Annotated in this window: 21 protein-coding genes and 1 tRNA gene; 10 read left to right on the forward strand and 12 right to left on the reverse strand. The window is 37.0% G+C overall.

All coding sequences use genetic code 11. The annotated features are described in order from the left end of the window. Positions 1–39: 39 nt before the first annotated feature. Positions 40–1,182, reverse strand: a complete 1,143-nt coding sequence (gene wecB, locus ACG72T_RS05855; RefSeq protein WP_395265219.1) for a non-hydrolyzing UDP-N-acetylglucosamine 2-epimerase — start codon at positions 1,180–1,182, stop codon at positions 40–42. 395 nt (positions 1,183–1,577) lie between these two features. On the opposite strand from wecB, the gene fba reads away from it, so the two are divergent. After that, a complete protein-coding gene (fba, locus tag ACG72T_RS05860; RefSeq protein ID WP_395265220.1) occupies positions 1,578–2,447 on the forward strand; it encodes a class II fructose-1,6-bisphosphate aldolase in 870 nt (289 codons plus the stop codon). 931 nt (positions 2,448–3,378) lie between these two features. On the opposite strand, the gene ACG72T_RS05865 is transcribed toward fba, so the two are convergent. Then, positions 3,379–4,731, reverse strand: coding sequence for an FAD-dependent oxidoreductase (locus ACG72T_RS05865; protein WP_395265221.1), 1,353 nt, complete (start codon positions 4,729–4,731; stop codon positions 3,379–3,381). Positions 4,732–4,932: 201 nt separating this feature from the next. On the opposite strand from ACG72T_RS05865, the gene ACG72T_RS05870 reads away from it, so the two are divergent. After that, positions 4,933–5,367: a GNAT family N-acetyltransferase gene (locus tag ACG72T_RS05870; protein ID WP_395265222.1), complete on the forward strand. Its 435-nt coding sequence runs from the start codon at positions 4,933–4,935 to the stop codon at positions 5,365–5,367. Positions 5,368–5,423: 56 nt separating this feature from the next. After that, entirely contained in the window at positions 5,424–6,104 is a 681-nt protein-coding gene (locus tag ACG72T_RS05875) for an EAL domain-containing protein (RefSeq protein ID WP_395265223.1), read from the forward strand. A gap of 92 nt (positions 6,105–6,196) precedes the next feature. Here ACG72T_RS05875 and ACG72T_RS05880 read toward each other — a convergent pair whose 3' ends face one another. Continuing rightward, the gene (locus ACG72T_RS05880) at positions 6,197–7,555 is read right to left on the reverse strand and encodes an FAD-dependent oxidoreductase (RefSeq protein ID WP_395265224.1); all 1,359 of its coding nucleotides are present in this window, start codon (positions 7,553–7,555) and stop codon (positions 6,197–6,199) included. Between the two features lie 258 nt (positions 7,556–7,813). Here ACG72T_RS05880 and ACG72T_RS05885 point away from each other — a divergent pair, with 258 nt between their 5' ends. Next, positions 7,814–9,028 (forward strand): GGDEF domain-containing protein, encoded by a 1,215-nt coding sequence (locus ACG72T_RS05885; RefSeq protein ID WP_395265225.1) that lies wholly within the window; start codon positions 7,814–7,816, stop codon positions 9,026–9,028. 301 nt (positions 9,029–9,329) lie between these two features. Here the strand turns inward: ACG72T_RS05885 and ACG72T_RS05890 are convergent, their stop codons facing one another. From ACG72T_RS05890 to ACG72T_RS05905, 4 genes are all read right to left on the reverse strand, one after another. Further along, positions 9,330–10,022: a YitT family protein gene (locus tag ACG72T_RS05890; protein WP_395265226.1), complete on the reverse strand. Its 693-nt coding sequence runs from the start codon at positions 10,020–10,022 to the stop codon at positions 9,330–9,332. 174 nt (positions 10,023–10,196) lie between these two features. Next, complete coding sequence (locus ACG72T_RS05895) at positions 10,197–11,663, reverse strand: multicopper oxidase family protein (RefSeq protein WP_395265227.1); 1,467 nt, start codon at positions 11,661–11,663, stop codon at positions 10,197–10,199. A gap of 274 nt (positions 11,664–11,937) precedes the next feature. Further along, positions 11,938–12,567 (reverse strand): DUF421 domain-containing protein, encoded by a 630-nt coding sequence (locus tag ACG72T_RS05900; protein ID WP_395265228.1) that lies wholly within the window; start codon positions 12,565–12,567, stop codon positions 11,938–11,940. Positions 12,568–12,575: 8 nt separating this feature from the next. After that, entirely contained in the window at positions 12,576–13,025 is a 450-nt protein-coding gene (locus tag ACG72T_RS05905; RefSeq protein ID WP_395265230.1) for a DUF3290 family protein, read from the reverse strand. A 191-nt stretch (positions 13,026–13,216) separates the two neighbouring features. Here ACG72T_RS05905 and ACG72T_RS05910 point away from each other — a divergent pair, with 191 nt between their 5' ends. Next, entirely contained in the window at positions 13,217–13,612 is a 396-nt protein-coding gene (locus ACG72T_RS05910; protein ID WP_395265231.1) for a hypothetical protein, read from the forward strand. A 46-nt stretch (positions 13,613–13,658) separates the two neighbouring features. Here ACG72T_RS05910 and ACG72T_RS05915 read toward each other — a convergent pair whose 3' ends face one another. Beyond that, on the reverse strand, positions 13,659–13,799 hold the full coding sequence (locus ACG72T_RS05915; protein WP_395265232.1) for a hypothetical protein: 141 nt from the start codon (positions 13,797–13,799) through the stop codon (positions 13,659–13,661). A gap of 202 nt (positions 13,800–14,001) precedes the next feature. Here ACG72T_RS05915 and ACG72T_RS05920 point away from each other — a divergent pair, with 202 nt between their 5' ends. Further along, positions 14,002–15,711: an SLAP domain-containing protein gene (locus ACG72T_RS05920; protein ID WP_395265233.1), complete on the forward strand. Its 1,710-nt coding sequence runs from the start codon at positions 14,002–14,004 to the stop codon at positions 15,709–15,711. Positions 15,712–15,762: 51 nt separating this feature from the next. Here the strand turns inward: ACG72T_RS05920 and ACG72T_RS05925 are convergent, their stop codons facing one another. Both ACG72T_RS05925 and ACG72T_RS05930 read right to left on the reverse strand, forming a co-directional pair. After that, positions 15,763–16,266 (reverse strand): acyl-CoA thioesterase, encoded by a 504-nt coding sequence (locus ACG72T_RS05925; RefSeq protein WP_395265234.1) that lies wholly within the window; start codon positions 16,264–16,266, stop codon positions 15,763–15,765. A gap of 83 nt (positions 16,267–16,349) precedes the next feature. Beyond that, positions 16,350–16,423, reverse strand: a tRNA-Arg gene (locus tag ACG72T_RS05930). A gap of 356 nt (positions 16,424–16,779) precedes the next feature. Here ACG72T_RS05930 and ACG72T_RS05935 point away from each other — a divergent pair. Continuing rightward, entirely contained in the window at positions 16,780–16,863 is an 84-nt protein-coding gene (locus ACG72T_RS05935) for a putative holin-like toxin (protein WP_395265247.1), read from the forward strand. Between the two features lie 42 nt (positions 16,864–16,905). Here the strand turns inward: ACG72T_RS05935 and ACG72T_RS05940 are convergent, their stop codons facing one another. Together ACG72T_RS05940 and ACG72T_RS05945 are read right to left on the reverse strand one after the other, a co-directional pair. Beyond that, complete coding sequence (locus ACG72T_RS05940; protein ID WP_395265235.1) at positions 16,906–18,135, reverse strand: DEAD/DEAH box helicase; 1,230 nt, start codon at positions 18,133–18,135, stop codon at positions 16,906–16,908. Position 18,136: 1 nt separating this feature from the next. Then, positions 18,137–19,132, reverse strand: a complete 996-nt coding sequence (locus tag ACG72T_RS05945; RefSeq protein ID WP_395265236.1) for a Gfo/Idh/MocA family protein — start codon at positions 19,130–19,132, stop codon at positions 18,137–18,139. A 123-nt stretch (positions 19,133–19,255) separates the two neighbouring features. On the opposite strand from ACG72T_RS05945, the gene ACG72T_RS05950 reads away from it, so the two are divergent. From ACG72T_RS05950 to ACG72T_RS05960, 3 genes are all read left to right on the forward strand, one after another. After that, entirely contained in the window at positions 19,256–20,596 is a 1,341-nt protein-coding gene (locus tag ACG72T_RS05950) for an APC family permease (protein WP_395265237.1), read from the forward strand. 68 nt (positions 20,597–20,664) lie between these two features. Next, complete coding sequence (locus ACG72T_RS05955) at positions 20,665–21,996, forward strand: PTS transporter subunit EIIC (RefSeq protein WP_395265238.1); 1,332 nt, start codon at positions 20,665–20,667, stop codon at positions 21,994–21,996. Further along, positions 21,993–22,880 (forward strand): alpha/beta hydrolase, encoded by an 888-nt coding sequence (locus tag ACG72T_RS05960; protein WP_395265239.1) that lies wholly within the window; start codon positions 21,993–21,995, stop codon positions 22,878–22,880. Before ACG72T_RS05955 ends, ACG72T_RS05960 begins: the two co-directional genes overlap by 4 nt. The last annotated feature ends 34 nt before the right edge of the window (positions 22,881–22,914 follow it).

Here is a 22,914-nt window from a genome sequence, read left to right on the forward strand (position 1 = left end):
TGGTCAACTCCACTGGAATTTTTTGTTCAAGCAGATATTTTATTCAAATTCATAAGGACGGTCAGTTGTTTGTTTAAAGTAATAACTCAATGAATCGAGGATACGATCTGAGGCCTTACCATCACCATAAGGATTCTTAGCATTAGCCATGCGGTCATATTCAGCTTTGTCAGTAATCAAACGAGTCATTTCTTTTTCAACTACCGCTGCATCAGTTCCCACTAATTTCAAAGTTCCGGCACTAACACCTTCTGGACGTTCAGTAGTATCACGTAAAACTAACACGGGCTTACCGAGTGAAGGAGCCTCTTCTTGGACGCCGCCAGAATCAGTCATGATGAAGTAACTTCTAGAAGCTAAGTTATGAAAATCAACAACATCAAGTGGTTCGATCAAGTGAACTCGTTTTACGTCTCCTAAAATGTCTTTAGCAGTCTGTTGAACAACTGGATTCAAGTGAACTGGATAAACTAATTCAATATCATCATGCTTTTCAACGACTTTTTTCATGGCCCGAAAGACTTGTCGCATTGGTTCGCCTTGATTCTCACGCCGATGCATTGTAATCAAGATCATCTTTTTATTAGGATCGATCACATCTAAGACGTCGTGATGATAGTCCTTATGCACGGTACTTCTCAAAGCATCGATGGCCGTATTTCCAGTCACAAAGATATGTTCTTCGTTGTGGTTTTCTTTTAACAAGTTAGCCTTACTTTCGGTTGTTGGTGCAAAGTAAATATCGGTCAAATCATCTGTCATTTGACGATTCATTTCTTCAGGCCATGGTGAATACTTGTTCCAAGTTCTTAGACCAGCTTCAACGTGTCCAATAGCAGTTTGATGATAGAAAGCTGACAAAGCAGCACTAAAGGTCGTAGTTGTATCACCGTGAACTAAGACAATATCAGGCTGTTCTTTTTCAATGATATTGTCTAATTCTTTCAAAACTAAGCCAGTGATCCCACTAAGAGTCTGGCGTTCTTTCATGATATTCAAGTCGTAGTCAGGCTTGATCTTGAAAATTTCCAAAACAGAGTCCAGCATTTCACGATGTTGGGCTGTAACAACCGTCACGGTTTCAAAGCGGTCACTATTTTGCTTTAATTTCAAAACTAATGGTGCCATTTTAATAGCTTCTGGTCTGGTTCCAAAAACTGTCATAACTTTAATTTTCTTCAAAATATCACCTCAATAAATTAATTCCAGTATATCAAAGTTAACTCATTTAATATAGGTAGTAACGCTTTCTAATATCTTATGAAAAAAAAGGTATAATAAAATTATTATGATAAATCTAACAATTCTAGTAATCTTAAGTATCTTGACGACTTTAGTCGCCTTTTTTGCCGTTATGGCAGTCTATAATACTGCGATAAAATCTACCTTTAAAAAATATTGGTGGTATATTCTTATCGTCTTAATAATTTTCTACTTAATTGCCTTTTATCTATATTTTCATTTTCGATAAAGCGTTTACTGAAATAGTTTTGCTAAAAGTTGTATTAATTTTTGCTCGTTTGAGTTAGAATTACTAATGTATTCAAATTATGAATGAAATTTTTGGAGGATTATCGATGGTTTTAACAAACGGTAACGAAATTTTCAACAACGCTCGTAAGGGCAAATATGCTGTTGGTGCTTTTAACATCAACGACTTGGAATGGACTCGCGGTATTTTAGCTGCAGCTCAAGAAACAAATACACCTATCTTGGTTCAAACATCAATGGGTGCTGCTAAGTACATGGGTGGTTACGAATTATGTCTACACCTTGTACAAGACACAATCAAATCAATGGGTATTACAGTTCCAGTTGTAATGCACTTGGATCATGGTAACTATGAAGCTGCCAAAGAATGTATCGAAGTTGGTTACAACTCAGTTATGTTCGATGGTCATGACCTACCATTTGACGAAAACCTTGAAAAGACAAAGGAAATCGTTAAATTAGCTCACGCTAAGGGCATGTCTGTTGAAGCTGAAGTTGGTTCAATCGGTGGTACAGAAGATGGTATTACTGGTCTTGGTGAATTAGCTGATGTTGAAGAAGCTAAGACACTTGCTGCTACAGGCGTTGACTACCTTGCTGTTGGTATTGGTAACATCCACGGTGTTTACCCTGACAACTGGAAAGGTTTGAGCTTTGACCGTCTACAAGAATTAGCTGCTGAAATCTCAACACCACTTGTACTTCACGGTGGTTCAGGTATCCCTAAGGAACAAATCGTTAAGGCTATCTCAATGGGTATTTCAAAGGTTAACGTTAATACTGAATTGCAATTAGCATTTGCTAAAGCAACTCGTGAATATATCGAAGCTGGCCATGACCAAGATATCGATGCTAAGGGTTACGATCCTCGTAAGTTACTTGCACCTGGTACAAAGGCTATTACAGAAACAACAAAGGAACGTATCGAATGGTTCGGTACACCTTCAATCAAATAATTATTTTTGATTCAAAAAAGCAGAGACTTTTGTCCCTGCTTTTTTTATTTGGTCTTTTTAAGATTCTCCCATGTCAAATCTAAGTGGTCGACAACTACTGGTAAAAAAAGTTCAGTATTATTTATGTCACCATATAAGGACTCCTTTTCATTCCGCAAAAAAAAGACGTCGATTCCAAATAGCTACCCCCCCGATAAATTTCATAAAAGGTATCTATCTTAAATAGACGTCTTCAATTTATATTAATTGCATTTCCACGCAAGCGCTCTCACTTTGACAAACTCATGATATAATAATTGATTTGCAATGACAAGCAATACACTTAGAATTATTTCGATTGTGAAATATCATAAAATAAATAATTAGAATGTATACTCTTTTACCTGTGTCTATGTCAAGCTAGATGCGTTATTGGTCTAGTAATTTTAAGAAAGCTTTATATTGTGAAATCGACCGGAACTTGCTATAATGTGGTTGTACCAAATTAAGAAAGCGCTATCACAGAGAAAGGAGGGGCTTTTATAGCAACTTTGTTAACAACTAGGATGAGTTATCAAAGCCTATCTGCCTCCCATGTAGAAAAAAAACACACGTATTTCTGTGGCTAGATGCTTATTCTAGATTACTTAAGTTGATTTACAATTCCCCGTTGTAATGGTGATAGAGGAAAAACTCATTTCTTAAATTTGCCCAATAAGAGAACCATAATGATCTCCCTATAATCATTGAAAACCCCATTATTCAATGTTTAATTATTAATTTCTTACCTCTATCCTATCAACTTTTAAAAAAACAGTTAGGTTCCCCGCCTAGCTGTTTTTTTGTGAACTACTTTCCTAGAAAAAAGCTGAATAATAAAAAAAGACCTAATTCAAAATATGAATTAGATCCCATTTCTAAATACTCAAGAGCAGACCCCTGTCACTCTCTTCTAAACTTCTTGTTGATCGTCTTCTTTAGCAATTGCTAATTGAGCCACCAAATTCAAATAATTGAATGGATTATCATAATTTGGCTGGAACAGCATATCAACAAACGCCAAGTCGTCGATCGTATTTTCATTTTGAATACAGATAGAAATAGCGTTCGCCGATTGAGCCACTTCATGCTTACTGAATAACTGAGCTCCTAAAACTTTACGCGTATCTTTATCATAAATTAAATAGATCGTTAACATTTCCGTGGTTGGCATATATGCTGGACGGTAATTGTCGTGGTATACAACACAGTCAGCATTCATCCCATTAGCTAGGGCTTTTCGTAAGGTCAAACCGGTTTCTGCTAAAGTATAGCCAAAGATCTCCATAGCTGTGGTAGCTTGTGTACCCATATATTTACGAATATCGCCAAAAATATTAATTCCTGCTAGAGTACCCTGACGAACGGCTGTCGATGCCAAAGGGATATATTTCAATTCTCCGGTGGGATTAAATTTGACCACACAAGAATCTCCGGCAGCATAAATATCAGGGTCAGAAGTTTGCATATAATCGTTAATAATAATAGCGCCATAGCCGTCCATTTGTACTTGACCCCGTAGTAGATCAGTATTGGCAAAGAAGCCTGTGCAGACGATTACCAAATCAGCTTTATAAGCATGACCAGCTTTAGTCTTAATGGTCAATTGCTCGCCATCTTCAATTTCAGCAACTCGTTCACCCAAATGAACCTTTACATCATGCTCTTTTAATTTATCGATGATTGTTTCTGATAACTCATCATCAACATAATTATTCAAGATCTGATTGCGTGATTGAATCAAAGTTACATCATGAACGGTATTAGCGTAACTTTCAGCCAATTCAACACCAACATAACCAGCACCAACGATGGCAATGCTAGGATAGTTCAAAGCTGTTTCATAGATTTTCTTGGCTTGGGCGTAACTCTTGCACAAAAGAACTCGCGGATTGTCCATACCCCCAATTGGAGGAATTCCAACTTCTGAACCAGTAGTCATGATCAACTTGTCATAAGTATCCTCAAAAATTCGATCTGTTTCCAAATCTTGAACGAAGATCTTTTTATTTTTTGAATCAATTTTTAAAACGTTGTGTTTCATATGAACCTTAGCGCCAAATCCTTCAAGGGTGGTAGGATCTGCGTAGAACATATCTTCAAGGTGATTGACGATTCTTCCTAAATACAAAGCGATTCCACATGATAAAAAGGCAATATTATCATCACGTTCGTAAACTGTTACATCAGTTTCGGGATGCTTCTTTAGTATTTGTTCTACAGCAGCCGTTCCAGCATGTGTACATCCGACAACAACGACTTTCAATGGTCGGTTCCTCCTCTATCGTACAAAAATTCTTTTGACTTATTCTTTAAAGCATAACACAACACATACATTAATTATATCAATCTATTTTTTATTTCAATTTTGAAATCCTAAAAAAATTAATATCGAGAATTGAAGTATTTTAAATCATTATTTGTAATATAATTAACTTGTATTTACATTTTTTGGGGTGAAACAATTATGGAAGAAATCAAGCAATCAGCCGATACCAATTCAGGCGTATATCACGATAGCGTCGCCATTCGGAAAGAGGTTTTCGTAGAGGAACAAAATGTCCCTCAAGACTTAGAGATCGATAATTTGGAAGATAAATGTACCTATTTTAATATTTATCTTGAAGATCAACCTGTTGCCACAGCCCGCTTTTTCCCAACTGCCGATCATGGCATCCATATCCAACGAGTAGCAGTCCGTTCAAAATATCGACAAAGAAATCTTGGTTCCAAGCTGATCCAGGCCATTCTTACCTTTGCAAAAGAAAAAGGCTACTCTTATGCAATTTTAGGTGCCCAAGATCACGCCCAAGATTTTTATAAAAAACTCGGCTTTCAAGTGATTGGTGATCAATACGTTGAAGCCGGGATCAAGCATCATGACATGAAACTAAACTTGTAGTATGATAACGCTTAGTGTAAAAGTGCTTACAAGTGATGTTATAGAGGAGTTTGAACATGTATAGATTTTTTATTCAGCCCCAAATAGATAAAATTAATAATTCCCTAATCGGATACGAATTACTATTAAAACAAAAAACTGATGATGGTTGGCGTCCACCAGCAAATTTTTCGGACGTGCCATCGCACACTTTGGCTTCCGTTTTGATCTCTACCACCAAACTGTTGTCACTTAAAATCGGTTCTGTTTCAGTGAACATCAATCGTAATCAATTAATGGAAAAAGAAGTTCGTGACGCTATTATTGAAGCTCAAAGTATCCTCAGACCATTACGGGTGGTCGTGGAATTGACTGAAGATGTCCCCAATAAACCATGGTCAAATTCTGAATTGATCCCACTGATTCAAGAGTTTATCAACTATGGTATGGACTTCAGTCTCGATGACTGTGGGACTGGTGTCAATCAACTAGAACAGATCACTGAATTAGTTCCTTTGGCCTCAGAAATCAAATTTGCTATCCAAAACTTTGGCGAAAAACTCCGTGACTCTGAAATTGAACAAAAAGTTGTTTTTTGGCGTAATTTTAGCCAACAACATAAACTCCGCTTCATTTTAGAAGGTATCGAAGATGAACAAGACGATTCTTTGGCAGACTCCCTAAAAATCGATTTGCGACAAGGATACTTTTACGGCAAACCTCACCTTTTAAAACTAGAGAATGATAATTTTGACTGAGAAAGCCTAACTTAATTGGCTAATGATTAACAAAACAAAGACCCCTTGGTTCCACATCGGAATCAAGGGGTCCTTTATTTTAATCTATAAATTTAAGATTGTTCTTTTTCCTTACGCTCTTTAGCAACGGCCATTTGCGCTACAATGTTCAAATAATTGAAAGGATTGTCGTAATTTGGTTGGAAGAGCATATCCATAAAAGCCAATTGCTCGATAGTATTCTGATTTTGAATGCAGACCGAGATGGTATTAGCCGATTGAGCCACTTCGTGCTTACTGAATAATTGTGCTCCCAAAATCAAGTGATTGTCTTTGTTATAGATCAATTTCAACGTCAACATATCGGTAGTAGGCATATAGGCAGGACGATAATTATCATGGTAAGTAACACTGTCAGCATTAATTCCGTGAGCCAAGGCATTCTTTAACGTCAAGCCCGTGGAAGCAACCGTATAACCAAACAATTCCATCGCTGAAGTGGCCTGCGTACCCATGTATTTTTGAGTATTGCCAAAAACATTGACCCCAGCTAAGGCACCTTGTCTAATAGCGTTAGTGGCCAAGGGAATATAAGTAGGCTTACCTGTAGGATTAAAGTTGACTGTACAAGCATCTCCAGCCGCATAAATATCTGGATCAGAAGTCTGGGTATACTCGTTGATAACGATTGCCCCATGACGATCCATTTTTACTTGACCACGCAATAATTCGGTATTAGCAATAAACCCCGTGCAGACGATCACTAGGTCGGCATGATGCTGTCCTTGATTAGTTTCAATCAGAACTTGATCATTATCATCTCTGGTAAAACCTGTTACACGCTCATTTAAGAAAACTTTCACGTCATGTTCTTTCAAGAGTGTAACCACATTTTCAGCCATGTCGATATCTAAGTAATTATTTAAAAGCTGGTCACGTGATTGAATCAAAGTCACTTCATGCTCTGTATTGGCGTAACTTTCCGCTAGTTCAACCCCGATATATCCAGCCCCTACAATCGTAATATTGCGGTGATTCTTAGCCGTTTCATATATTGCTTGAGCTTGTGCATAACTCTTACACATCAAAATTTTCGTATCAGAAATACCAGTGATCGGTGGAACTGCCACCATTGACCCTGTTGTCATGATCAATTTATCATAAGTATCATTAATAATTTTGTGTGTCGTTAAATCTTCACACATAATACGCTTATTTTTAGCATCAGTTTTCAGCACATCATGTTTCATATAAACTTTTGCACCCAATTGCTCAAGGTCAGCAGGACTCGAGTAAAACATATCTTCAAGATGTTTTACCCTATTGCCTAAGTATAAGGCGATTCCACAGGACAAAAACGAAATATTGTCATCACGTTCATAAACTGTAACTTCTGCCTCTGGATGGTTCTCTAAAATTTGTTCAACTGCTGCTGTACCAGCATGTGTACATCCAACAACGATTACTTTCAAAGTGTATACCCCATAATCAATAATTTATTCAATATATATTTTGATTTTTTGACAACAATTTGTAAAAAAATTGCCACATATAAATAGTATAACCCTATATTTTTATAAGTGAACTAGCGTATAGTTATTAGGTACAAAAAAAAGACATCTTAGATATATATCATATATTTAAGATTTCAGTTATAATGTCGTAGTGTATATTATTTTGTAGATATCAAATTAATCTAAAACTTAAAAGAATATAATTGAGGGATTGTTTTGCCAGATAGCCTTATACCAAGAATTTTCAACAACTATCTAAACATCAACGCAGTTATTATAACTTTAGTTACGATAGGCTTGATTACGATCATCACCATCTTTGCCTATTCGTTTGAGAGATTAATCAACAAGTCGTCGCCGCTTTATAAGAAGTTCTTCACGCATCTACTCGAAGGATTAATCTTAGGTGGTAGCATGATCATCTTAGAAAAGATTTTCTTTATTTTAAACCAAGGTTCCATCAATAACGGTTGGTTATATGCCAATGCCCAACTGACGATCTTGCTTTATTGCATGTACTTGATTAGAAATAAAATCACCTTGTTGATTAACTTATTAACTCCGTTGCTATATTACCAATCAATGATTTTTAAACGCCTTGCCAGCAAAAATCTGAGTACTTTCATCATTTCTTATTTGATCTTGTGTGTGATCATCATTTTTATTTATCAAAAAACTGACCAATTACAAAAAAATGAATGGTATTACTTAGGGATGCAGACTCTTTTTGGGCTAAGTTGGTGGATCTTATTGTGGTCCGACCATAACTTCCCCATCTATGAAGTTTTCAGCATGTTAGTGGTGTTCTTGATCTACATGTCAATAATTCGGTTCTGCGCCCGTAAATTACAAGATACGATGCTCCATTACAACGACTTACAAACTCAGGTCAACTATGATGAACTGACTGGCGTAAGAAACCGGGCCAACCTTGATAAGACGGCTAAAGAAATCTATCAAGCCTATTCGCATCAAAATGTGCCTTTATCAATTGCTATGTTTGATATTGACCACTTTAAAAGTTTCAACGACATCTATGGACATTCAGTCGGTGATGAAGTTTTGAAACATGTGGCCCATACGATTGAACGGGAAATGTTTTTGACCGATACTCAAGGAGAACTCTTCCGCTTCGGTGGCGAAGAATTCATCATCATTTTCCGGGGCAAAAAGACTGAGGATTGTTTACCGATCATCGGTGACTTGCGTAATGCCATGATTAAAACCCCTTTGATCATCAACGGTCAAAAGCTCTCGGTTTCGATCTCCTTTGGCTTATCGGCCCTAACAGATACCGACAAAAATTTCGGTGACCTTTTCAACCGAGTCGATCAATATTTATACGCGTCCAAAAACTCCGGTCGCAATCGCTTGACTGTTGAAGGAAAGACGGTCAGTTTTGATCATTTGAATCAGCTAAAAAGCCTGTGATTAATAGGTAATAATAAAAAAGGCAGTTGAAACTTCCCAAGCTGGAATGTCTCAACTGCCTTTTTGTATTCGTTTAATTGTTTTTATAAAATGATTTCTGGTAGATATTTTATTCAAAAAAAATAGTGAGAAATTAATCTCACCGTCGGGAAGGAATCAGTTGTTTTTAAATCTGGTAGTCCCTACTTGCAATAGTAACCCATGTGGTAATTAATCGCAAGAGTATAAACGTGTAATTTTAACTCTTTTTTTGATAATTTTTTTAATATTAACAATCTCTTAAATGAATTGTTACCGTATCTTAAAATGAGTAATGATGCTTTAAACTTGGTAACACAATCTTATCAGATATACCGATAATGATACCCTGGCAAAACATTGCCAAAATAGTTCCTACACCAACGGATAATATTTTACCGGTCAGTACAAAACAGATGAGCATAATAATAACCGGCGGCGTATAACTGAATAATTGCCCCCAACCAGCCGAACCATGTAAATATTTAAAGCGTAAAAGATACGCTAATTCATCATTCGGATGTTGAATCAAATTACAGCGTTGGTAGATTGAAGTTCCGACTGAAACGCCAAACAGTCCCAAAACATCGACTAATAACCGTAAAGTAATTGGTAATTGATTTAATCTCAATGGATCCATAATGAATGAGAAGAAGCCCACTAAATAGCTGAATGGTAATGAAAATAACAAATTAGATATGAAAATATGGCCATCAAATTTTCTCAATAGAAATTGATTGACTATCGTCACGATCACAGCGTAAATAAATAATGTCGTCCCATATGACGAATGCAGCAACTTAGAAATATTGACTGCCGAAGCGGTCCAAACGGCGCTCCCCATATTACTGTTGATCATCAAAGCGTTGGCGAAGGCATCCAAAACAATTGCAAACATCAAATAACCTAAGCGAATTTTAAATTTCACATCTTTCAAGTTATGACTCCCTTTTGTTAAAAAAGCTCTTGTTTGCATTATGACACACTTTTCCATACTAATGATCTTTCAATTTCCTACTTTCTTAAGACGATAATTGTTTCGGACTTTTTTTTGTTGAAATGTTGGGTCGCAGTTGAAGAAAACGAAAAAAAGGGATTGCACTTAACCGACCGTCAGTACAATCCCCTGTTAATATTAATTTTTAAGCAACTACTTATTCGTTGGATGTTGCATCTCGTCCATACTGATCAAATGATACTTGTGTTCATGGTTTGGATCATAGGCTTCAATCTGTGCCATCATCCCGGTATCTTCATGTTCAAGGATATGGCAGTGATACATATAAACGCCAAATTTAGTGAATTGAACGGCAATTCTAACAGTCTCGCCAGCATTGACGCCAACCGTATCTTTCCAGCCATGTTCATTAGGATATGGAGCTTTTCCATTACGGCTTAAAACAAGGAATTGGCAACCATGCATATGGAATGGATGAATCATACCACCCATTGGATCATTAGTGTTAACTACATCCCAAAGGACGGTATCGCCAATCTTTTGTTTACGATCGATTCTTTGCATGTCAAAGAGTTTTCCATCCAGTCTGACCTGATCATCCATCCCTGACATGACAGTTCTTGTAACAGGCAATCCTGGCGTTACTTTTGGTGCATCAATAGTCGTTAAGTGCTCTGGCAATTCTACATCTTCACGGACGTATTCACCGATCTTAAACTTCATGATAGGAATATCATCGGTCATCAATGTAACCACATCTCCAGGCTTCTTATCACCGAAATCAACGATCACCTCAGCACGTTCAGCACAAGTCAACATCAACTTCGTAAATTTAACTGGTTCTGGCATTGTGCCGCCATCTGAAGCAATTTGAGTGAATTCATGGTTATCATCAAAATGTAGTCTCCACTCACGACGATTTGAACCGTTCAAGATTCTAAGACGAACCCTTTGAGTTGTTACATCAAAGACACCATTAACAGTTCCATTAACTAAAGCATATTTACCCAAACTACCATCCATATCATAATCGGCTTTATAGTCAAGTTGATTGTCATGATAAGATCGGTCTTGCAAAATAATCGGAATATCGTCAACACCATAGTTTCTAGGGAATGGAAGTTTAGCTTCCTCATCGTCTGTTACCACGACAGCTGCTGCTAGACCATTCCAAACCTGGCGAGCGGTATTTGGACATGGATGTGGATGCAACCAATCAGTTTGAGCTGGTTGATCCAAAGTAAAATCAATATCACGACTGCCACCAGGATAAACTGGAGCATGTGGTCCACCATCAACAATTGGTCCAGTGACATTTAAACCATGCCAGTGGAATGTTGTAACCTCGTCTAGTTTGTTAACTAGGTGCACATGATAATGAACGCCTTGTTTTAAGACAATTGTTGTTCCTAGCAATGAGGCGTTATAACCCCAAGTCTTAGTTTTAGCACCAGGCAAAATCTGAGTTTCACCAACTTGTGCTGTAATCGTGTAATAGACGTCATTGCCGTCAACCTTATCAGGCTTCAAGGCTGCCGGAATATTCAATGGCTTTTCGGGAACTTCGGGATGCTTTTCTAGTGGAACATACCCACCATCATGTAAATCAAATACTGGTTCATCGAAAAAGTAATCATTGTAAACTTGTGAATCTGACATTTATAATCGCCACCCTATTTATTAGTTTTTGATCGAAACGTGCAAATACAATTTACTAAAGCCTCTATAAACATACCAATACCCATCATGTACATCGCAATCATGTTTTTATCTGCGAAGACAAAATATAATAAAATTGCATAAAAAATTAGCATGAAGACAGAGAACGCCTTAGATCCACTTACCATGTTATCACCACCAAAATTTAGATACGATTCTATTTTAATACAGTTTACCAAACTTTAAAAATTAAGTTTGGAATCCCTAAGATATTTTAGTATTCATAAATTATTAATTGATTATCAATATAATTGGCCAGATAAACTTCGGCTACATCCAAATTACGTTTTTGTAGTTCAGCTTCTAACCATTCGACATCCTTATGAATATTAGCTAACTCGTCGTGGTCGATTTTGCCATCCAAAATGATTGGATACTTGATACTGGTCTCATCACGCATGATCAAAGTCAATTGACCATTACGCTCGAATACACCTCTTTTAACTTTTCTGACATCCATCACGCCAGCTTGACGTAATTTAAACGACAGATCATTCGCCGACAGACCGTTCTTTAAAGCTAAATTAACATCGATCTTGCCATTTTTAATAATCAATTGTGGTGTACCCTCAATCACCTTCTTAAAGAAATTATTGTGATTCGTTAAAAATTTAGCGACAAACACTACCATTGTCCAAATCAATAGTACTAAAGCAAATTGAAGGATGGTGATACTTGAATTGTAGATCATCCCTCCGACGATTCCACCTAAAACATAGTTTTGAAGTTGGTCGATGGCACTGGTTGGCGCTATATTGCCTCTCCCAAACAAATTGATCTGTAAAACCATGAATAGGAAACCAATAATAAATTTTAAAGTTAAATCTCCGTAAGAGAGAACCATTCTTCCACCTACTTCTCAATCAAATTAATTTTTTGTGAACTAATAATATTTGCTTTCGTCAAAGTGTAGCTACTCTGATTATTGTCAAAACTGATTCGATAAATATCTTTACCCGCCTTGATCAACATTCCTTCGGTCAGACTAGAACTGTTGGAGTAAAGCTTTTTAGCTTTCACTTTTTTATCTTTAGCAACTGATTGCATCAATTCCAAAGTCTGATTCGTCTTGTTGTTGATGTCGAGCTGTTGTTCATAATTATTGTAGTTAATACCTATGAACAAGATTATTCCAAATGCAAAAATTATTAATAGATCACGATATTTGTTGTCCGAGCGATTTTTAAAATATAAAAATCCGGTGATAAAAATGGCTACCGCCAAAATAATGATCCCGATAATAAATAGAAAGTTGGGTTCATTATTATGTTCAACTAAATATTGATACGAATAAAAATTCATTAACATCCCTCTCATCTATTTTTATACGATCAGTATAGCAAAAAAGCGCTCTCAGTAGCGCATCAACCTAGCATTTATCAGAGTTATCTTTGCTTGCGCAATCATTTAATATGTTTCATAATACATAGATATTAAATTTAAAGGGGGTGATCACTATCAACGACAATTCAAATCTTTGTACTTGGCTGAATATGAAGCATTTTGAAAATGATATTCAGACCAAACTAGAAAAAGCCCTCATCAAATATGATTTTTCACCAGTTGAGTTCAGTTTCTTGCACTATCTCTACGATCAATATGATTCCAAAGCTAGTCTGCTAAAAATTAAAGATTCACTGAAACTCAGTTCAGCAGCAGTTTCACGTCTGGCAGTCCGTTTGGAAAATAAACCTAGTCGGCCAATCATTCGTTATCACAGTGATGACAATCAAAAAGAAGTCTGCTTGAAAATGACATCCTCGGGGATCAAGCATTTTAAAGAAGCCTTAGTCGTGGCTGAAGAGGTTTTGAACGAGTCCTTTACTAGTAAAGACTTCTCTCAATTACGAGAAATGATCTTAACTACTGATATTCAATCTAAAAAATAGTCTCAATTTCTGATTTTTGGTCAGAAATTGAGACTATTTTTAATCTTTAAAAACCAATTCTAATAAGAGCCAAAGCCAGGCTAAAAGACTGATGATCAACTTGGACGTTCTTCTGCAAATTAGGAATAATCACGCCATTTTGAAAAGAACTCTTCAACGAGATCAATCGACCAACGTGATATACCATATCGTCTCCGCCCCAAATATGACATTTATAATTAAAATTCTAACATGTCTAGTTTTTAATTTCCTTTTTACATAAGGCATTTTTCGAAATACATTCCGTATGTAAAAAAAATTACGAATTTATTAATTAGACGACAGATATTGTCGTCCTACTTTAGTATTATTTTCCTTGTAAAACATCTATATTAAGGGGGACTTTTTATATGAAAAAATATTACGGACCAATCTTTTTGGGAATAATCGCACTAACACTTGCTGCACCAGTTGCTCAAACTACAACTGTTTTGGCTACTGATAACGGAACAGAGACGGGGACAACTACAGATCCAGATAATGAAATGGAGGAGTATAGTGGGACTGTTTATTATAATTCACCATATGCATCTGGCGAAGTCTTAACTACAGTGGTAACAAAAGAACTTCCAGCAAATCTAGAAAAAGGCACAATAATATCCTTCCCTGCTCCATTTATACAAGGATATTATGGTAAAGTAACAGCAAAAGTTGGTGATGACCATGCTCTTATCACTGATGAATCTGCTCCAGTAACGTATAAAGATACAAATTCAGGTGTTGCAGACGTACATACTAACCTTACTGGTGAAAATAGTGTCAAGAAAATAAATGTAAATGACTTAAGAATTGGCGTATCTACACCAGTAGAAATTCCGACAATCGATGGATACTATACGACTGACAAAAAAATCAATATAACTGCAGATGAATATGGTAATTTTAATTGTGAAAACCCAATTAACTACATTCAAAAAGATGATAATACAGTTACAGCTAAAGCAACCATTAATACTAATATCAATGAAAAAGATGGTAAAGATGGTCAAATAGTCTTAACTGACAAGGAATTTACTGGACAAATTGGCAGCGATATCTTAGTTGACGTTCCAAATGTTGAAGGATATTACACTAATCAAAAACAAGTAATGGCTCATATCAATGAAGATAAAACTATTACCGCCACAAATAAAGTCACTTACATGCCAAGAGATTCAAATACAGTCGATGGATCCATAACTTTGAATTTAAGAGTCTCGGGAAAAACATTTGAATCAAGGACGATTAATTTAACTGGGGCAAAAAATACAACTATTAAAGATCTTGATGCACCAGTATTAACAGGATATCCTTATGTTTCCCCACAGAAATTTTCTGTAACAATATCCAAAGATGGCAAATTCACCCCAAGTACTACGGATTTTGTCTATTATCAACATACTGACACTTTAAGTGTTGATGTTCCTAAGACAAAAGAATACCCTGACGGTAAATATACTTTCAAATACGAATATAATAATGTTGAAGGTGCACAAGTACTTCCGTCAATCCCTGGATATTATGCGACTAATGAAAATGGCGAAAAACAGGATTTAGTAATCATCAAAGTTAAAGATGGTAAAGCTATCGTCGGTAAAATAGTTTGGCATAAAATTAATAACAATAATAATTCTAGTTCGACTACAAAACCAACAACTAAACCAGAAACAAAACCTGAACACACAAAAACAATCAACGCTCACCATGCTACTTTCTATGCTCTACCAAACACCATCACAAGTCTTTACAGTGAAGATGGTCAAATCTTAAAGAACCGTGCCTTAGGTGGTAACAGTTCTTGGATAGCTGACAAGTTGATGACCTTAGACGGCGTCAATTATCTACGTGTTGCTACTGACGAATGGGTTAAACAAAACGATGGCTTGGAAGTAACTCCTCTCAGCCACAATGTTTACACTAAAAATGAAGCACGCCTTTACACTGCCAGTGGAAACCTTGTTCAAGACCGGGCTCTGGCCAAAAATACTGCTTGGGTAACTGATAAATCAGCTACAATCAATGGTCAAACTATGTATCGTGTTGCTACAAACGAATGGGTTCGTGCTGCCGATCTTAAATAACGTTTAGAAAATAGAAAACTCCGAATTCATTAAATTGAATTCAGAGTTTTTTTATTGCCAGGGAAATTGCAAACTAATATTCTTATTAAATTTTTCTTGTTCCATCAACTTTTCTAATCGTTCATCTTGACGTTTGTGGTACCCGCTGCAAACATATTCAGCTTCATCAGTATCGGGTACAATAGCCGGCAAAACAACATTCTTATCCGTTACAACGAAGGTAGAAAAGCAAGTCAAACCGAGAAATCTCTTGCCAGTCTTGAGATGTTCACCAATGATTTTCGTAAAAACTTCAATCGAACGACTGCCAACACCGGATACGTATGATTCAGTACACATCGAATCTTGCAGTCCAAAAGGTAAGATGAAATTAACTTGATCGACCGAAGCAGTAACCGTCTCAATTCGCGCCACACGAGAAGCAGAAATTGATGAATTATCATCGATCGTCATTAAAGTCTTACCTCCAAAGACGGTATTGTGTTCATTCAAATCTGAAGAAAAAACGCGATGATTACTGATCGACAAGGTCTGACTACATTTTAATTTTTCCATACACTTACCTCACTTTAATTTAAAAAATAAGTCATAATCAATGACTGATTACGACTTACTAATTTAATTTATCACTAGATTAATGATCCCTCCCGGAATCGAACCGGGGACCTACTGCTTAGGAGGCAGTTGCTCTATCCAACTGGGCCAAGGGACCAAGTGTCTTTTGGAATTTCACAAACTCAATTTTATGATCGTCGGTGTGCCAAATGTGTGCCAAAGTTCAAAAAAGTCGTTTTGATAAATCCAAATATTGAGAACCATCGTTATAAATAACTAATTGTCCTCTTAGAAAATTATATCCTACATACGTAATTATTCAACTTCATAATTTCATCAACTAAACTTTAGTCATCTACCATGATGCTGGTTTTTACATAAAAGTTCTTTGAACTAAATGGATATTAATGGGTAATTGCAACGTAGGAAGTTAAGACGGTGACTAGCCAAACATATGCGAAGTGATGCCTATGAATCGAATTGAGAAATATGCATGGCCCCGAAAAGGGCAGTATGAGCGTATACCAAGCATTATTATTAATGATTTCATTTGCGATATTGGTTGTGATAATTCTTAAATTCAATCGAAAAAAATAACCGTTATTAAACTTCAGCAGGTTTAACGGTTATTTTTGAATTTTAATCTTGTTTTTTATGAAAATTGCGTCTACCCTTGTTCTTTTGGTCTCGCAAACGTTTCTTAGGTTTGTTATTACCCTTAGAATTATTTTTTGTATCGTTATGACGCTTATTTTGTTTAAAAACTGGCTTTTTAGAGAGCTTACCTTCATTATCGACATACGCTTTGGTTATCTCTACATCAACCAAATCTTGTAAATTACGCATATCATGGCTATTACCAAATGTAATTACATTACCGCTTTTGCCCATTCTACCAGTCCGACCAGCACGATGGACATATTCACTGTCATCACGAGGAATCATGTAGTTGACAATCATATTGATATCGTCAATATCCATCCCTCTGGCTGCGACATCCGTCGTTAACAATAAGTTGACCTTCTTGCTAGAAAAAAGCTGTAACGCCGTTTTACGCTGCTGTGATGACATCTTACTATCTAAAGCTACGAAGTTAGTCTTATCATGATTCATATCACTGATAGTTTTGTGTAACGACCGAGAATTGTTGAAAAAGACAATTCCTAAAAATTTCTTGTTATGAGCTAATTCACGCAAAATTGCATTCTTAATGAACTCATTATTAGCTTCGACAAAATAATGCTCGATTCCAGCTGTATAACTGGTGTCATGTCGTTGATCGATCACTAAAAAGTCTTGTCCAAACCACTTATGCATATCTTGAAAAATGTCATTACCCGTAGCTGAAAAGAAAGTCATCTGGACATCTGCTGGCATTTGCGAAATTGTTTGGCGAACAGAATCGAGTTTTGACTCATTCAACATTTCATCAGCTTCATCCACAATCACCGTACTCAAATTGCCTAATTTAACTTTTCGAGTTTCAACCAATTCATTCAATCGGCCCAAAGTTGCTACGATAATTTCCGGTTTCTCTTTAAGTTTCTTCAATTGGCGGGTTGGATTAGCACCACCTGTTAAAGCCTGAACTTTGCAATCAACCAACTTAGCAAGGGGTTGAATAACATCTCGCACTTGCATAGCTAATTCTTGTGATGGTTCCAAAATCAACACTTGTAAGCCGTCTTTTGGTACCAATGTTTCGATCATTGGCATGACAAAGGCTAATGTTTTTCCAGAACCAGTTGGGGCCATGGCAACTAAATCTTTTCCCTCTTTGAAGGGCATATAAACAGCTTCTTGAATCTTGGTCAACTGTTCAAATTGATTTTGTTTAAAATAGTCCTGATATAAGTTTGGTATTTCCAATTTATTTTTCCTCATCTGCATCAAAAACAAGTCCGGCACTTGTTCTTGCTTGCTCTAATATCCGATTTACGATTCTAGCGTATTGTAACAGTTTATCATAGGTAGCTTGATCATTTTCGGTTATTATTCTGGCAAATTCGGTTGCTTCTGAATCCATTGGATTAGCACTCTTATTCGCTGGAATATCAGTGATGTTCTTATTGTCATCTGCCCAATCCAAATGACTGATGTCACCGCCATTATCTAACAAGAGTGTATCTCTGCCAAAATAAATTTCTGAAGACATATAAGAGTTCTTCGTCTTACCGATAATAATATTGACGTCAAATTCTGGATATTTGAGTGTCAAGGCACCACTGCCATCAATTCCTGAGTCAAGAAATTCAGCTTCATACTCTACTTTCTCAGGTTGACCAAATAATACTACTGCGTCATAAACTGTATAGACTCCCAAGTCATATAAAGCACCACCAGAGAATTTGGTCGTGAAAATATTAGGGTTTTTACCCTCTTTATAGGCGTCATAACGGCTCGAATACTTCATATAAGATAAAGTGGCTCCGGTCAATTCACTACGATGCTTTTCAACGATAGTCTCAATCTTCTTAAAAATTGGTTCATGAATATGTCTTGCCGCCTCAAATAAGTAGACACCCTTTTCGTGAGCCAAATTGTCGAGGATCGTAAATTCCTTGATTGTCGAGGTACTTGGTTTCTCAACAATGACATTTTTGCCGTGTTCAATCGCTAGTTTAGCTTGTTGAAAATGCAAAGCATTGGGTGAAGCGATATAGACCGTGTCAAAATCAGCCTTGAAGAATTTTTCAAGATCAGTACTGATCGTAATATCTTTCTTATTCAAGTCAGCGATAAAGCTTGCAGCTTTGGCTTCTGTTCTCGAATACACATTCGTTAAAGTAAATGTTTTTGTCTCGTCTGTTGCTTTTACAAATTGTTCTGTGATCCAGTTTGTTCCGATAATTCCTAAACTAATCATAAAATCACCTCTGATTTTTATTTTACTTATATGTAAGCGTAATTACCAACAAAAAAATACTCGAAATTGACCATTATGGTATATAATTTTATTTTATACCAATGAGGGGAGTATTTTTGCCTTATGAACGATGAAACAAATAACAATAGCCTAAAAAGAGAGCTTGGTTTCTTACCAGCACTCTCAACTGTAATGGGTCTAGTAATTGGTGGCGGGGTCTTTTTCAAGATCTCAAGTGTTACTGCCGCAACTGGTTCAGCAAGTTTAACAATCCTCGTTTGGCTGTTAGCAGGTTTTATTACTATCAATGCTGGTTTATCGGTAGCGGAATTAGCTGCCGCTTTGCCAATCGCAGGTGGTATCTACAAATATATTGAATACATTTATGGTAAAGTTCCGGCCTTCTTACTAGCTTGGGCCCAATCGGTAATTTATTATCCGGCGGGTATTTCAGCGTTATCAATTATTTTTTCCACGCAAGTTTTAAATTTGTGCAATCTCGATAAAAGTTGGCTCTTGCCAATTGCGATTGCTTTAGCAGTTTTCTTGTATGTTGTAAATCTTTTTGGAGCCCGAGTCGGTGGAGCAATCCAGACGGTCGCTTTGATTGCCAAATTGATTCCCATTGTTTTGATTATCGTGGTTGGCCTATTTACACCAACAGGTAATCAAGTTTCTCTTTTCCCAGTCACGGCTGGTACTCACTCGAGTTTCTGGTCATCCCTGGGCGGAGGCCTCTTAGCCACAATGTTTGCCTTTGACGGTTGGATGAATGTCGGTAATTTAGCTGGAGAAATGAAAAAACCGGAGAAAGATCTATCAAAATCAATCATCGTGGGTCTCTTTTTCATCACTTTGATCTACGTTTCAATCAGTTTTGTCTTTATCAAAGCCTTACCTTTCCACCTGATTCCTGGTAATCAAAATGCCGCATCCGAAGCCGCAATTCGTATCTTTGGTGACATTGGTGGCAAGATCGTTACGATTGGTATCTTGATCTCTGTTTTTGGTTCTGTCAATGGTTATACAATGACTGGACCACGTGTCAGCTTTGTCTTAGGAAATGACGATGAATTAATTTTCTCCAAGTTCTTCGCTAAATTGACTAAAAAGAGTCGCGTACCAGCTAATGCCGGTCTAGTGCAAACAATTATCGCAATCATTATGATCTTCATGGGAAGTTTTGATTATCTGACTGACATGTTGGTCTTCGTTATGTGGATTTTTTCAATGATGATGTTTATTGGAATCTTTATTTTAAGAAAAAAAGAACCTGAACTAGAACGTCCTTACAAAATCAATTTCTACCCGATTCCCCCAATTATTTCTCTTCTAGGTGGTGCCTATATTATTATTTCAACCATTATGCGTCAACCAGGATTAGCAATGATGGGAATTGGAATCACCTTACTGGGATTACCAGTTTATTATATCCATTACTTCTATAAAAAAAGGTCGCTTTGATGGCGGCTTTTTTTGTTGGAGGTTATAATTTTCACTAAGAGTATTTGTAATGGATTGTAGGTGTTTTCATGAAAGTTCAATTCAAAAATAAGTTTGAGGCTACCCTCATTCACTGGACTTTAAAAGTCCAAAAATGGTTAGTTTATCGGATAATTCAACGCACCTTGTTACTTATTTTTCCCTTTGCCTTATTTGGAAGTTTTATCAAGCTAGTTCAGACCGTCATTATTGAAAAAGAGGGCTTTTTGACTGATGTCTTTCCTTCACCTGAAAGCGAGGTCGTCTATCGTTGGATCGATAATATCGCTAGTGGCCTCTACACGATGTCTTTGGGTTGGGTATCTGTCATCGCCATCTTTGGTGCCGCGAAGTATACCGCCAAACACTTTCACCGTGACGATCAACTGGCTGGTATTACCGGTATCAGTGCTCTGTTGATTATGGATTATACTTATTCAAAGGCTCAGCCTTTCAGCTTCCATCCAACCATGTTAGGGATGCGCGGACTCCTTTTTGCCATACTTTCAGGTATGTTGATCGGCTGGATCTTTAAAATCTCCAGTCGTCCGGCACCGACTAAAGATAATAAACCTCATCCTACCAGCGTGATTGAACGAACTTTTATCTCCTTGAAACCAATCATCATTACGCTAATTTTAGCAATCACTTTCAGTATGTTGATCAATGTGACTTACTACTCTTCATTAACCGAAAATTTAGCCAATACCTTATTTGCCAATTATTCATCTAGTAACAACTGGGATCAGCTAGGCAAAGCTTTCATCTTCGCAGTCTACACCTTAGTCATGTCTTTCTTTGGCTGGTCAGGGATGTATTCGGCACTGGGAACTGAAAAAATGGACGTATTCTCAACGGTTAATTTGAATTATGCTTTACAGCACCACACCGCTTGGAACGCCCCCAATCCTTTTACTAGTTCAACCCTTTATCATGCCTTTGCTACTTATGGCGGTACCGGTTCAATTTTAGGCTTGATCATCGCCATTTTGATTATTTCTAAGGATAGGGACTTTCAAACCGTTGCCCGTTGGGCAATGATACCAAGTATCTTTAATATTGGTAGCGGCGTTATGACTGGTATTCCCGTTTTATTCAATGTCATTTTCCTAATTCCTTTTGTCTTAGCTCCTCTAGCTAACATGCTGATGGCAGCCGTTGCAATAGCGTTACACTTGATGCCGCCAAGCGTTTATCCGGTACCTGTGGGGACACCTGGACCATTGATTGCCTTTATTGGAACCAACGGTAGCTGGCAGGCCTTAGGCTTCTCAATCCTGGCAGTTGTCATTTCGACTATGATTTACATACCTTTTGTCAAAATGGCCGCTAAGGTTAAAATATTGGATAATTTGGGCATTGAGGACGGTGATGTGCAATGAAGTTTCACATCCGTCATGCCAGTAAGAACCGCAACTTGCACTATTTAATTTTTCTAGTGCTGATTTTAATTATTTTAGGAGTGCCATCTTATCTTTGGACTAAAAGCAACGTAACGACTTTAGCCGGGCGCTATAACTCTCCAATGTCACCCATCATCATGATCCCCGGTAGCAGTGCCAGTGCTAATCGCTTCGACGGTTTAGTTGACACGATCAATAAACGGTATAACGAACGTCACAGTTTATTAAAAATGACTGTTCACACTGATGGAAAGATCACTTCTACTGGTACGATCAGATCAAACGACGCCCGTCCGATCATTGTCGTTGGCTTTGAGAATAATAATGATGGCTATGCAAATATCAAGAAACAAGCTGCCTGGTTCGACTTGGCTTTTAACCAACTGAAAGAACGTTATCGTTTCAATAATTTCAATGCTTTCGGACACTCGAATGGTGGTTTGATTTGGACTTATTTCTTCGAGCACTACTTTGACGATTCAACAATCACGGTCAACCATATGATGACTGTAGGTACGCCTTATAATTTTGAAGAGAACAATACCTCCAATCGCACCCAGATGCTGAATGATCTGGTCAAGGATCGTAGTAAAATTCCCAGCAATCTATCGTATTATTCCGTGGCGGGAACGCAACTCTATACCGATGATGGAATCGTTCCTTTAGGCAGTGTCGATGCTGGCAAGTATGTCTTCGAAGGTCAGATCAAACACTATACGCTGATTACTTTAACTGGGGACAAAGCTCAACACTCGGATATGATCGACAATAATCAATTCATTGAAATCTTTCATCAATACTTGATTGGCAATGGACTTAACAATTCTGGAAATACTCGTCCTCCGAAAAAGGTTTCTAAATAAACAAAAGACTTCTGATTCTAAACACAGAATCAGG

Origin of the sequence: Companilactobacillus sp. FL22-1, assembly GCF_043951805.1 — a bacterium.
Classification (GTDB): domain Bacteria; phylum Bacillota; class Bacilli; order Lactobacillales; family Lactobacillaceae; genus Companilactobacillus.